The following is a 13002-nucleotide window of genomic DNA, read 5'->3' on the forward strand; positions in this document are numbered from 1 at the left end:
GGGCCGTCGCCATGCATGCGGAGGCGAAACGACGGGCCGGCGGCCGGCCCGTCATCGCGAAGGTCTAGAACGCGAACTGGCTGCGCAGGTTGACCGCCTGGTAGCCCTGGCTGAGCGGGATCGCGCCGCCGGCCGGGTCCAGCCGGTCGATGTCGACGTCCAGATAGTCGAGCGAGACCTTGGTCACCGAGTTGGGGAACCAGTTGACCCCCGCGCTCCAGATCGTCTGCTCGCCGCCGCGCACCCGGTCGGCCGCCAGGGCGGCCAGTTCGTGGTGGTTCAGGTCCAGCACCGAATAGCGCGCCGCCAGCTCCCAGGCGCCCCACTGGCCGGCCTTGGGATCGAAGGGATGGGCGATTGCGGGGGCGTCGAAGGCGAAGGTGGCGGCGTTGTAGCGGCGGCTCTCGCCGGTCAGCACCAGGCCGCCCTCGACGTACCAGCCGCCGAACTTCGGGTCGCTGACCCCCGCGGCGGCGTTGCGCCGTTCCAGCGCGAGGTCGAACACCTCGCTCTGGATCAGCAGGCTCTTGTGCTGCAGCGCCAGCTCGGCGCCCAGGTGGCGCAGGTTCTTGGCGTCCAGGGCGCCGGTCGAGACCAGGGTCGTTCCGTCGACGCGCAGTTCGGGCCGCTCGGTCAGGGTCAGGGCGTAGGCGCCGCCCACCGCCGTCTGGGCCGGGGTGGCGATGTAGCCGCCGTTGACGCCCAGGTGCAGCAGCCAGTCCTTGCTCTTGACCGGGGCGAAGGCGGCGCGGCCGACATAGGCCTGCTGCTCGTCGAAGGTCTGGGCGTCGCCGCTCTTGCCGCCGGTGGCGGCGGCCGACAGCAGCCAGTTCTCGCCCGAGGTCTGCACCTGCAGGCCATAGCGTCGGTCGGCGGCGGCCAGGCCCCGCACCATTTCGGCGATCGCCGCGCGCTCGGGGAACAGCGCACTGTTCTGCGACGCCGCGTCGCTGAGGCCCACGTTCGGGGCGAAGGCCCCGACGCGCACCTTGAACGGCGCGTAGTTGTACTGGACGAACAGCTCCTGGAGCATGCCGGGGCCGTCGGTCCCGTTGCCGCCGAAGTCGAGCAGGATCGAATAGTCGAAGTTCTTGAAGAACCGGCCGTCGAGGCCCAGGCGCGCGCGGCGGAAGTTGCTGCCGCTGTTGAGGTCGCGGCCGTTGCCGATCACCGCCGGCAGGCCCTTGTCCTGGAAGTAGTGAGCGGTGTCGAGCTGCATCACCCCGTGCAGGGTGGCGGTGAACGCGCCGTCGGTGGAGGCGATGGTCGGGCGGCCGGCGGCGATGCTGACGGTGGCGGCCGGCAGCGGCGAGGCGGGCTTGGAGGGCGGCGCGGCTGCGGCGACCTGGACCTGGACCGGCGCCGCCTGGGTTGCAGCGGCGGGGGCCGTGGCGACCGGACGGCTGGCCACGGTGGCCGCCTTCAGTTCGTTGATCTGTTGCTGCAGCAGCTTCAGCTGGGCTTCCAGCGCCTCGATGCGGGCCTGCTGGTCGGCGCTCGCGGGCGTCTGGGCCTGGGCGCCGCCCGCGAGCGCCAGCGTCGAGACGCAGGCGATCAGGGCCATGCGCGAGGCAAGGCGGTTGATGGTCACGGTCTTCCCCTCGCGGCGGCTTTGAGGCCGCCGTCCTAGTGCTAAGGAAAACAGGATTAACGGGCAGGCTCTAACGGAGCTTTGACGGCCCAAGTGTCTGGTTTTGCTGGCCGCTGCGGCCAAGTGTCGCTCCGAAGGCGGACGATCCAAAGAAAAAGGCCCCGCACGTTGTGCGAGGCCTTTCACTCCACCTTGGTCGGTCGATCAGAACATCGTCCGGCCGGTGAGCTTCACGTTGTAGCGCTTCTGGCGCTTGGTGCTTTCCGCGCCGCCTTCCAGGGCGACGTAGGACATGGCCGTGCCGGCCCGCAGGGCGAAGCCCAGGGTCAGGGCGCCTTCGCGGTTGTCGAAGGCCTCCAGCACGTACTTGCCGTTCTTCTTGGTCACGACGGTGTCGGCCAGGCTGCCGGCGATGGTCTTGCGGTAGCCGACGCGCACTTCGGGGCGCAGCCACACGTCGCGACCGAAGTCGGCGCCCATGACCAGGCCCAGGTCGCCCGAGAGGTTGCTCCACTTGCGGGCGCCGATGATGCCGTCCAGCACGTCGCCGCCGCCGACCTCCTCGTGGCCGTCCTCGTTCAGGTAGGTGTAGTCCATCCGCGCTTCGGGGCGGGTGAAGAAGCGGCCCAGCTTGGCCTCGTAGGCCGCGCCGGCGAAGGCGTTGGCGGTCACCGCGCCCCAGTCGGAGTCGGTCCGGCGGGTGGCGTCCAGCGCGCCGGTGCTGGCGTTGCGGATGAACAGCACGCGGGTGCTGTCGAACCAGCCGTAGCCCGCGCCGCCGCCGACGTTGAAGCGCCAGGGGCCGGCCGAACGGCGCCAGTAGACGCCGGCCTGCACCACCGAGGCGGTGGTCTGCTCGCCCACCTGGGCGACGTTGTCGTGCTCTTCCAGCGCGGTGTAGGCCAGGGTCACGCCCAGGGCGCCGCCCGCGTCGCCCATGGCCTCGTAGCCGGCCACGAAGCCGAAGGCCTGGGTGTCGGTGCCCAGGGTCGGGCCGTCCTCGCGGCGCACCAGGCCGTTGATTTCCTGCACCCAGATGCTGTCGGGGCCGTAGCGGTCGCCCGGATCGGGACGCACGGCGGTGGCCGCCGAGATCTGCTGGTTGATGTTCTGCAGCGTGGAGAACATGCCCTCGCCCTGGTCGGGCAGCAGCTGGTTGTAGTTCTGGAGGAACGTGGCCTTGTCGTTGATGCCCAGGAAGAGGTTGGCCACTTCCTTGTCGCCGGCCAGCGAACCGAACAGGGTGTCGTAGGCGGCGGCGCCCGAGCGGGCCAGGCCGATTTCCGAGGCGGTGCGGCGGCGCACGTCCAGATAGACGTCGTTGCCGTCGGCGCGGGCGCTGGCGACGTACATGTACGGCGCGTTGTCCAGCAGGCCCTGGCCGAAGGTGCCGGCGGTCAGCGAGCCGGCCGAGATCACGTTGTACGAGGTCGGGTCGGTCAGCAGGCTGTTGAGGCGCAGGCCCAGCTGCGCGCCGCTGGTGATGTTGGCCGCGCCGGAGACCACCAGGCGGGTGTGCGTGCCGGCGGTCGGGTCGGCGGTGAACACCAGCTTGCTCTCGGCGCCCAGGTTCAGGTTCGAGATGTTGATCGACTGGGCGTTGGTCAGGCCCAGCGAGCCCTTGCCGATGTTGATGTCGAGCAGGCCGTCGCTGTCGCTGATCGCGCCGATGACGGCCGCGCCGCCGTCGATGCGGAAGGTGTCGGCCCCGTCGCCGAACGAGATGTCGCCGACCACGGCGCCGTTCAGCACGTTGAAGGTGTCGGCGCCCGAACCGAAGCGGATCGCGCCGATGATCGCCGGCTCGTCGGCGTCGTCCACGCCGTCGCCGTCGGCGTCGGGGTCGGCCACGCCATCGGCGCCGTCGTCACCGTCGTTGAGGCCGTTCTGGGTCAGGGTGACGCCGCTGGTGTTGCGGCTGACGTCGATCGCCACGGCCTTGCCGGTGATCGTCTCGTTCGTCGGATCGGTGTCGGCGTCGTCCTTGTCGTCGGCGTCGTCGGTGGGCGAGATCGCCGCGATGATCGAGCCGGTGTTCTCGATCGAGGTCACGTTGCCCGAATAGTCGATGACGCCGTAGGCGCTGCCCTTCTCGCCGACGACGTTCGAATTGATGACGCCGGCGTTGCGGATGCTCGGGACGTTGGCGCCGGCCTCGACGACGATGCCGCGCGAATCGAACGCGCCTTCCGAGACGCTGTAGGTGGTGATCGTGCCCCTGTTGTAGATCACCGGCGTCGTGGCCCCGGCGGTCACCCGAACGCCGTTGGCGTTGGCCTCGTAGGCCTGCGAGGTGATGACGGTCTCCAGGCGCGCGCCGCCGGCGATGGTGGTCGTCTGGCCGGCGTTGCCGCCCAGCTGGATGGCGGTCGAGGCGATGCCGTCATAGACGCCGTTGGCGGTGATCGAGCCGCGGGCGCGCAGGCCGTAGGCGTTGTCGCCCGTGCCGATGACGCCGATGTTGATCGCGCCGGTGTCCGAACCGATCAGCAGCGCCGGGGCGCCGCCGTAGACGGCCAGGGTCGAGCTGCCTTCCTGGGCGTCCTCGATGCCGTCGCCGTCTTCGTCGGTCTTGGTGGTGTCGTTGTCGGCCGGACGGATGTCCAGGAACACGCCGCCGCCGACGTTGCCGGCGATGCGCACGGCCGGGCCGCCCTGCAGCAGGTCGTCGGCGTCGAGCTTGTCGCGCACGGTCTTGTCGGTCGGGCGCGAGGTGTAGCGATAGCCGGTCGCGGTGATCGCGCCCTGCAGCAGCACCGCGCCGCCGACGTCGCTGTCGACGGCGAAGCCGGTGGCGTTCTGGCCCAGCACCGAGATGCTGCCGGCGGTCATCGAGACCTTGCCGCTGACCGGAGCGGCCACGCGCACGCCGTAGCTGTTGTTGCCGGTGACGGCGATCGTGGTGGTCGTGGTGGTGGTGTTGCCCAGCGTCAGATTGCCGTTGAGGGCGCTTTCCAGCGAGATGGCCGCCGAATTGTTGCCCTCGATGACAATCGAGCCCTGGTTGAGGATGTCGCCGGTGAAGGCGCCCGGACCGGTCAGGCGGATGCCGTAGCGGTTGGAGCCCTGGGCGAACAGGCCGTCGACGTCGCCGTCCGAGTCGGTGTCGGTCGGGGTGTAGTCCTCGTCGAGCGTGATCGTGCCGGTGTTGGTCACCGAGCCGGTCGTGCCGCCGTTGATCAGGATCGCCGTCGAGTCGTTGACGCCCTGGGTGCTCAGCGTGCCGCTGTTGGCGACCTTATTGTTGCTGTTCAGCGTCACCAGCGCGCCGGACGCGGTCAGCCTGATCGAGCCGGCCGTGTCGATCTTGACATCATCGGCCGCGCCGTTCGTCCCGGCCGAGCCGGTGGCGATAGGCGTGGTCCGCGCGGTGTTCACCACCGTCTCGGCCTGCGCGGCCAAGGCCATGGCCATCAGAGGAGCGGCCGCGACCGTCGCGACCAGGACCTTGCGCTGCATACGAACAGACCACCCTAAGGAGAATTCCCTCGATCCCCAGATTGCGTCAGGTTGCGGCGAAATTGCGGTGACTTCCGCACCCGACACGCATCCGGGGGCTCCCCGTCTATCCCATGCTCTGCGACGGCGCCATATCTGGTTCGTCGAATCATCGCATCGTCACAAAACTGGCCTACGAGCCTTGGCCCCGCCCCTTCGTGGGAGGCCTTCGCCCATTCCAGGAGCCCGAACGCTCGCCATGCCCACCGTCTCTCCCCTCTCGCCCGTCGCGCCTGAGCGCTGGGGGGGCGGCGTGGCCGGAGGCTGGGTCGGGGCATGGACGGCGGTGGCCGCCGGGCCGACGGCGCTGGTGGCCATGACCGCCCTGGGCGCGGCGCGGCCGGGCGTGGCCCTGCCGGCGGCGATCCTTCTGGGCGTCGGCGGCGTGATGCTTCTGCGGCGCCTGCGCCGGCGGCTCRACGATTCCGTGCTCAGCCTGGCGCCCGCCGCGGCCTCGGCCGACCGCGCGCCGCCCTTCGCCGTGATCACCGAGAACCTGCCAGACCCCCTGATGGTCATCGCCGCCGAAGAGGCCGACGACCTGACCGGCCGGCGCTTCGTGTTCGCCAACGCCGCCGCCCGCGACCGTTTTCGCATCCGCGAGGGCGCCCTGCTGGTCACCGCCGTGCGCAGCCCGCAGGTGCTGGAGGCGGTGGACGAGGCCCTGTTCGGCGGCGTCGAGCGCACGGTCGAATGGACCGGCGTCGGCTCGCAGGGGCGCGACTGGACCGCCCAGGCCCGGCCGCTGGGCCGCGACGAGGCCGGCTCGCACCTGGCCCTGCTGGTGCTGCGCGACGAGACCGACGTGCGCCGTACCGAGCGCACCCGCGCCGACTTCCTGGCCAACGCCAGCCACGAGCTGCGTACGCCGCTGGCCTCGCTGTCGGGCTTCATCGAGACCCTGCGCGGTCACGCCAAGGAAGACCCGGGCGCCCGCGACAAGTTCCTGGGCATCATGCAGGCCCAGGCCGAGCGGATGTCGCGGCTGATCGACGACCTGATGAGCTTGTCGCGGATCGAGCTGAACGAGCACATCGCCCCGGCCGGCCGCGTCGACCTGGCCATGGCCGCCCAGGACGTCATCGACGCCCTGGCCCCGCAGGCCCGTGACAAGCAGGTCGGCTTCGACGCGGTGCTGCCGCCGCGCGGCGCGGCCGTGGTCGAGGGCGACCGCGACCAGATCGTCCAGGTGATCCAGAACCTGGTCGACAACGCCATCAAGTACACCCCCCAGGACGGGACGGTGCGGGTCGAGATCTTCCCCGGCCTGACCCCGGCCACGGCCGTCGCCGCGCGCGATCCGGCCGCCGCGCGCCTGTCGCTGCTGACCCCCGACCATTCCGACGTCGAGGAGTTCTATGCCGGCCTGCGGGTCAGCGACCGGGGGCCGGGCATCGCCCGCGAGCACCTGCCGCGCCTGACCGAGCGCTTCTATCGCGTCGAGGGCCAGAAGAGCGGCGAGCGGCAGGGCACGGGCCTGGGCCTGGCCATCGTCAAGCACATCGTCAACCGCCACCGCGGCGGCCTGCACGTGGAGTCGGTGCGGGGCGAGGGGGCCACCTTCGGGGTCTACCTGCCGATGGCCAAGGCCTTGCAGGGCAAGGATTCCGCGGCGCCGGAAGAGCCCGCGCCGGGCGGTGTCGTAAAACTGTCGTAGAAACGTCGCATAAGGTCGTCGCCCGGCCGGCATAGATCGGTTGACGGGCGGGGCGGTGCAACGGGCGCCGTCTTCGCATCCAGCGCAAGACCGCTTCACGCATGCTGACCTGGCTCTCGCTCCTGTTCCTGGCGCTGTTCGCGCTGGCGGCGTTCCTGCTCGGCCGCGGCCGGGCGCTCAAGGCCGCCGGCGGCGCTTCGGTGCGCCTGCATTCGCTGCCCAACTATTACGGCGCCTACGCCGCCCTGTGGGCCGGCGCCCCGGCCGCGCTTCTCCTGCTGCTCGGCGCCGTGTTCGGCGGCCGCATCGAGGAAGCGGTGCTGCAGGCCGAACGTCCGGCCGCCATCGCCTCGCTGACCCCCGACCGCCAGGACGTGTTCTTCAGCGACGCCCGCGCCATCGCGGCCAAGGAAGCGCCGTCGGAAGTCGTCTACGAAGGCGACCTGAAGACCGCCCTCGACGCCAAGGTCGAGGAGTCGCGCAAGGTCACCGCCACGGTCCGCTACAGCACCATCGCCCTGGCCGCCCTGGTGGCCCTGATCGGCGCGCTGCTGGCGCTGCCGCGGGTGGGCCTTGAGTTCCGGGCCCGCAACCGCGTCGAAGGCTGGATTAACGGCCTGCTGATCGCCTGCTCGGTCGCCGCCGTGCTGACCACCCTGGGCATCGTGCTGTCGCTGGTCTGGGAAAGCTGGCGCTTCTTCCAGAGCGTCTCGCCGCTGTCGTTCCTGTTCGGCACCGAGTGGAGCCCGCAGATCGCCATGCGCGCCGACCAGGTGGCCTCGTCGGGCGCCTTCGGGGCCGTGCCGCTGTTCGCCGGCACCTTCCTGATCATGCTGATCGCCATGCTGGTGGCCGCGCCGGTCGGCCTCTACTCGGCGATCTACCTGTCGGAATACGCCGACCGCCGCGTGCGCTCGATCGTCAAGCCGCTGCTCGAGGTGCTGGCCGGCGTGCCGACCGTCGTCTACGGCTTCTTCGCCGCCCTGACCGTGGGCCCGCTGTTCCGCGCCGGCTTCAACGCGATCGGCGAGGGCATGGCCGGCGGCCCGCTGGACGGGATCGCCCAGTACCTGATGCAGGTCCAGAACCAGATGGCCCTGGTGGCCGGCGTGGTGATGGGCATCATGCTGATCCCGTTCGTCTCGTCGCTGTCGGACGACATCATCAACGCCGTGCCGCAGAGCCTGCGCGACGGCAGCTACGCCATGGGCGCCACCAAGTCCGAGACGGTCAAGAAGGTCATCCTTCCCGCCGCCCTGCCGGGCATCATGGCCGCCATGCTGCTGGCCGTCTCCCGCGCCGTCGGCGAGACCATGATCGTGACCATGGCCGCGGGCCTGCAGGCCAAGCTGACCGCCAACCCGCTGGACACGGTCACCACCGTCACGGTGCAGATCGTCACCCTGCTGACCGGCGACCAGGAGTTCGACAGCCCCAAGACCCTCTCGGCCTTCGGCCTGGGCCTGACGCTGTTCGTCGTGACCCTGGCGCTCAACATCATCGCCCTGCGCATCGTCCAGAAGTATCGGGAACAATATGACTGACGCCGCCATCAACGCCGGCGCCGCCCCGCGCGAGCAGGGTCCCCGCCCGCAGCTCTCGGCCGCCGAGGCGCGCCTGAAGAAGCGCTACCGCTCGGAGATGTGGTTCAAGGCGCAAGGGATCGCCGCCATCGTCGTGGCGATGATCTTCCTGGTCGTGCTGGTCGGCCGCATCGTCGCCCAGGGCTACACCACCTTCGAGACCCACTCGATCAGCGTGCCGGTCTATCTGAACCCGGACCGCATCGACCGCACGGCGCTGGACGGGGTCAACTACGACTACATCGTCGCCGAGGCGGTGATGAAGAAGCTGAACATCCAGGACGACGACCTGGGCACGACCTCGGGCAAGGTCATGGACCTGGTCTCGCGCGATCTCGGCTTCCAGCTGCTCGACAAGATCAAGGCCGACCCGTCGGTGATCGGCAAGACCATCGAGGTCACCGGTCCGGTCAAGGCCGACGCCGACCTCTACTACAAGGGCGAGATCAAGCGCTCGACCGCCGAGGAAGACCGCAAGCTCGACAACCAGCAACTGGCCTGGCTGGACCAGCTGGAGAAGGACGGCACCGTCAAGGGCGGCTTCAACTTCGGCTTCTTCACCAGGTCCGACTCGACCGAGCCCGAACAGGCCGGCGTGCTGGGCGCGGTGGTCGGCTCGGCCCTGATGCTGATCATCACCGCCCTGATCGCGGTGCCGGTCGGCGTGCTGGCCGCCGTCTACCTGGAAGAGTTCGCGCCGAAGAACCGCTGGACCGACGTCATCGAGGTCAACATCAACAACCTCGCGGCCGTGCCCTCGATCGTCTACGGCCTGCTGGGCCTGGCCTTGTTCATCAACTGGCTGCACGTGCCGCGCAGCTCGCCGCTGGTCGGCGGCCTGGTGCTGGCCCTGATGGCCCTGCCGACCGTGATCATCGCCACCCGCTCGGCCCTTAAGGCCGTGCCGCCCTCGATCCGCGAAGCCGCCCTCGGCGTCGGCGCCTCCAAGGCCCAGACCGTGTTCCACCACGTGCTGCCGCTGGCCATGCCCGGCGTGATGACCGGCGCCATCCTGTCGCTGGCCCACGCCCTGGGCGAGACCGCCCCGCTCCTGATGATCGGCATGGTCTCGTTCGTGCCGGGCGTGCCGGAAGGCTTCACCGGCGCCTCGACCGTGCTGCCGGTGCAGGTGTTCATCTGGGAGAACGCTTCCGAGCGGGCCTTCCACGAGCGCACCGCCGCGGCCATTCTCGTCCTCCTGATCTTCATGATCGTCATGAACGCCGCGGCCGTCATCCTGCGCCGCCGCTTCGAACGCCGGTGGTAGGATCCCGATGACCTTCACCCATCCCAAAGCTCCGGCCCTCGTCCAGGGACACGCCATGCCGACCCAGAACCGCGACGCCTCCGTCGCCGCGCCCGTCATCCACACCGCCGTCCCGCAGGGCCACGGCGTGGTCGAGAGCCGCGACTTCAAGATCCGCGCCCGCGACGTCAAAGTCTTCTACGGCGAGAAGCAGGCGCTGTTCGACGTCAACCTCGACATCCCGGCCAAGTCGGTCACCGCCTTCATCGGCCCGTCGGGCTGCGGCAAGTCGACCTTCCTGCGCTGCATCAACCGGATGAACGACACCATCCCGTCGGCCCGCGTGCAGGGCTCGATCGAGATCGACGGCGCCGACGTCAACGCCAAGAGCGTCGATCCCGTCGTGCTGCGCTCGCGCGTCGGCATGGTGTTCCAGAAGCCGAACCCGTTCCCCAAGACCATCTTCGAGAACGTCGCCTACGGCCCGAAGATTCACGGCCTGGCCACCCGCAAGGACGAGCTGGAAGCCATCGTCGAGAGCAGCCTCAAGAAGGCCGGCCTCTGGAACGAAGTGGCCGACCGTCTGCACCAGCCCGGCACCGGCCTGTCCGGCGGCCAGCAGCAGCGCCTGGTGATCGCCCGCGCCATCGCCGTCTCGCCCGAAGTGATCCTGATGGACGAGCCCTGCTCGGCGCTGGACCCGATCGCCACGGCCAAGATCGAGGAGCTGATCGACGAACTGCGCAGCCAGTTCTGCATCGTCATCGTCACCCACTCGATGGCCCAGGCCGCCCGCGTCTCGCAGAAGACGGCCTTCTTCCACCTGGGCAAGCTGGTCGAGAGCGGCCCGACCGAGGAGATGTTCACCAATCCTCGCGACAGCCGCACCCAGGACTACATCACCGGCCGCTTCGGCTAAGCGGAAGGGGGACCAGGACATGACCGAACATACCGTCAAATCCTACGGCGAAGAGCTGAACCACCTGACCGCCGAGGTCACCCGCATGGGCGGCCTCGCCGAGGCCCAGGTCGCCGACGCCGTCGACTGCATCGCCCGCCGCGACGCGCCGTTGGCCCAGCTGGTGGTCGGCCGCGACGAACGCCTCGACACGCTGCAGACCGAGATCGAGCGCAAGGCCTTCCGCCTGATCGCCCTGCGCCAGCCGATGGCCGTGGACCTGCGCCACGCCGTCGCCGCCCTGAAGATCTCGATGAGCCTCGAGCGCTGCGGCGACATGGCCAAGAACATCGGCAAGCGCGCCCTGATCCTGACCGAGGCCGAGCCGATGAGCGCCCTGACCCGCTCGATCGAGCGCATGGGCCGCCTGGTGCAGAGCCGCCTCAAGGACGTGCTGGACGCCTACACCGCCTCGGACCTGCAGCGCGCCATCAACGTCTGGAGCAGCGACGAGGAAGTCGACGAGCACTACAACTCGATCTTCCGCGAACTGCTGACCTACATGATGGGCGATCCGCGCACGATCAACGCGTGCACGCATCTGTTGTTCGTCGCCAAGAACCTCGAGCGGATCGGCGACCACGCCACCAATATCGCCGAGATCATCCACTTCGAGCTGACGGGCGAGGAGATCATCTCCCAGCGTCCCAAGCTCGACGTCGTCGCTCAGTAAGCTTTCGGGAGGCCTGTCGAAGTGACTCCGTACGTTCTGGTGGTCGAGGACGAGGACGCCCTGGCCACCCTGCTTCACTACAATCTCGACAAGGAGGGCTACCAGGTCGCGGTGGCCGCCGACGGCGAGGAAGCCCTGACCCTGGCCAGCGAACGCGCGCCCGACCTCGTCATCCTCGACTGGATGCTGCCCAAGGTCTCGGGCATCGAGGTCTGCCGCCGCCTGCGCGGCCGCACTGACACCCGCAACGTGCCGATCATCATGCTGACGGCGCGCGGCGAGGAAAGCGATCGCATCCGCGGTCTGGACACCGGCGCCGACGACTACGTGGTCAAGCCGTTCTCGATGGTCGAGCTGACCGCCCGCGTCCGCGCCGTGATGCGCCGCATCCGCCCGGCCCTGGCCGACGACCGGATCACGGTCGGCGACATCGTCATCGACCGGGTCGCCCACCGCGTGAAGCGCCAGGGCAAGGAAGTCCATCTCGGCCCGACCGAGTTCCGCCTGCTCGACTATCTGATGCAGCACCCGGGCCGGGTGTTCAGCCGCGAACAGCTGCTGGACGCCGTCTGGGGCTCGGACGTCTATGTCGAGGCCCGCACGGTCGACGTGCACATCGGCCGCCTGCGCAAGGCGCTGAACGGCTCGACCGAAGCCGACCCCATCCGCACCGTCCGCTCGGCCGGCTACTCCCTGGACGTCGAGGCGGCCTAAAAGCCGTCTCGTCAGGCGTTCGGCGCGGTCGGCAGCACCTCGACGGCCACGCCGGCCGCCGCCAGGGCCTGGATGTCGGCCGCCTCGACCGGGGCGGCGACCAGGCGCACGACCTGGCGGCCGCTCTGGGCCAGTTCGATCAGATGCTGGGCGGAGGCCTCGGCCGGCGACAGCCGGTGGGCGTCGCGGCGGGCCATGGTGACCACTTCGGGATCGGCGGCCTCGTCGATGACCAGCACGTCCGCGGCGCTGAGCGCCCGCACGGCGCGCAGGGTCAGCAGGTCGGCGGGGCCCTTGCCGGCCACGAAGCGAACCTTGCCTTCCTTCTTCACGCTCTTGGCCAGGGCCTCGCGGAACAGCTGGCCGGCCTTTTCCATGTCGCCGGTCATGGCCGCCTGGGCCGCCTCGCCCGAGAGGGCCTCGCGCAGGAAGGCGCGGCGTTCGTGCAGGGTGGGCAGGGCGCCGCGCACCTCGCTCTGGAAATTGCGCATCAGCGCGGCCACGCGGCCGGCGCCCTCGGGCACCTGGGCCTCGATGTCCGAACGCAGCATCGTGGCCAGCACGGGCGCCGCGCCGCCGGTGCCGACGGCGGCCACCACCTCGCCCCGATCGATGACCGCGGGGGTGTTGAAGTCGCACATGTCGGGCTTGTCGACGACGTTGACCAGCACGCCGGCGGCCCGCGCGGCCCGCGCGGCGGCCTGGGCGAACACCTCGTCGGCGCTCGAAACGAAAGCCAGCACCGCGCCGGTGTAGGAGCCGGGCAGGAAGGCGGCGTGGCCGTCGAGGCGCACCAGCGTGGCCGGCGAGCCGTCGAACAGCCGGGCCTTGGCCTCGGCGCCTTCGCCGGTTCCGGCGATCACCACCTTGCGGCCGGCGAGGGGGAAGTAGGCGGGAAAGGAGTCCAAGGCGGGGTCCTCTGGGCGGGGCGCGGGTCGAGCCCCAAAGCTAGGGCGCGTCGGCCGCGAGCGTGAGCCCTTTCTCGCAACAGGCGTTCAAGGATCTGGCGACGATGCGGGGACGGGCGCGATCCCGACGGCGTTAATTTTCGCTGGCGGCGCATCGGGATAACGGTGTTAGCT

The 13002-nt window shown here is 69.9% G+C and carries 9 protein-coding genes; 6 read left to right on the forward strand and 3 right to left on the reverse strand.

The annotated features are described in order from the left end of the window. Positions 1-64 precede the first annotated feature (64 nt). Entirely contained in the window at positions 65-1591 is a 1527-nt protein-coding gene (locus tag AC1DCG_RS05100; RefSeq protein ID WP_477029253.1) for an OprO/OprP family phosphate-selective porin, read from the reverse strand. A 204-nt stretch (positions 1592-1795) separates the two neighbouring features. Then, positions 1796-5050 carry an autotransporter outer membrane beta-barrel domain-containing protein gene (locus AC1DCG_RS05105; protein ID WP_477029254.1) on the reverse strand — a complete coding sequence of 1085 codons (3255 nt, stop codon included), beginning with the start codon at positions 5048-5050 and terminating at the stop codon, positions 1796-1798. 238 nt (positions 5051-5288) lie between these two features. Between AC1DCG_RS05105 and AC1DCG_RS05110 the strand changes: the two genes are divergently transcribed. The 6 genes from AC1DCG_RS05110 (at position 5289) to phoB (ending at position 11920) form a co-directional block, all read left to right on the forward strand. Next, complete coding sequence (locus AC1DCG_RS05110) at positions 5289-6746, forward strand: sensor histidine kinase (RefSeq protein ID WP_477041402.1); 1458 nt, start codon at positions 5289-5291, stop codon at positions 6744-6746. 101 nt (positions 6747-6847) lie between these two features. Beyond that, the gene (pstC, locus tag AC1DCG_RS05115) at positions 6848-8290 is read left to right on the forward strand and encodes a phosphate ABC transporter permease subunit PstC (protein WP_477029256.1); all 1443 of its coding nucleotides are present in this window, start codon (positions 6848-6850) and stop codon (positions 8288-8290) included. Beyond that, complete coding sequence (gene pstA, locus AC1DCG_RS05120) at positions 8283-9596, forward strand: phosphate ABC transporter permease PstA (protein WP_477029257.1); 1314 nt, start codon at positions 8283-8285, stop codon at positions 9594-9596. The genes pstC and pstA overlap by 8 nt, the downstream gene beginning before the upstream one ends. 55 nt (positions 9597-9651) lie before the next feature. After that, positions 9652-10494 (forward strand): phosphate ABC transporter ATP-binding protein PstB, encoded by an 843-nt coding sequence (pstB, locus tag AC1DCG_RS05125; protein ID WP_408608625.1) that lies wholly within the window; start codon positions 9652-9654, stop codon positions 10492-10494. Positions 10495-10513: 19 nt separating this feature from the next. After that, on the forward strand, positions 10514-11206 hold the full coding sequence (gene phoU / locus AC1DCG_RS05130; RefSeq protein ID WP_165261255.1) for a phosphate signaling complex protein PhoU: 693 nt from the start codon (positions 10514-10516) through the stop codon (positions 11204-11206). A gap of 21 nt (positions 11207-11227) precedes the next feature. Further along, positions 11228-11920, forward strand: a complete 693-nt coding sequence (phoB, locus tag AC1DCG_RS05135; protein WP_058349669.1) for a phosphate regulon transcriptional regulator PhoB — start codon at positions 11228-11230, stop codon at positions 11918-11920. Positions 11921-11931: 11 nt separating this feature from the next. On the opposite strand, the gene AC1DCG_RS05140 is transcribed toward phoB, so the two are convergent. Then, positions 11932-12828, reverse strand: coding sequence for a precorrin-2 dehydrogenase/sirohydrochlorin ferrochelatase family protein (locus tag AC1DCG_RS05140; protein ID WP_477029258.1), 897 nt, complete (start codon positions 12826-12828; stop codon positions 11932-11934). Positions 12829-13002 lie beyond the last annotated feature (174 nt).

The organism is Caulobacter sp. 10L414, assembly GCF_056395525.1.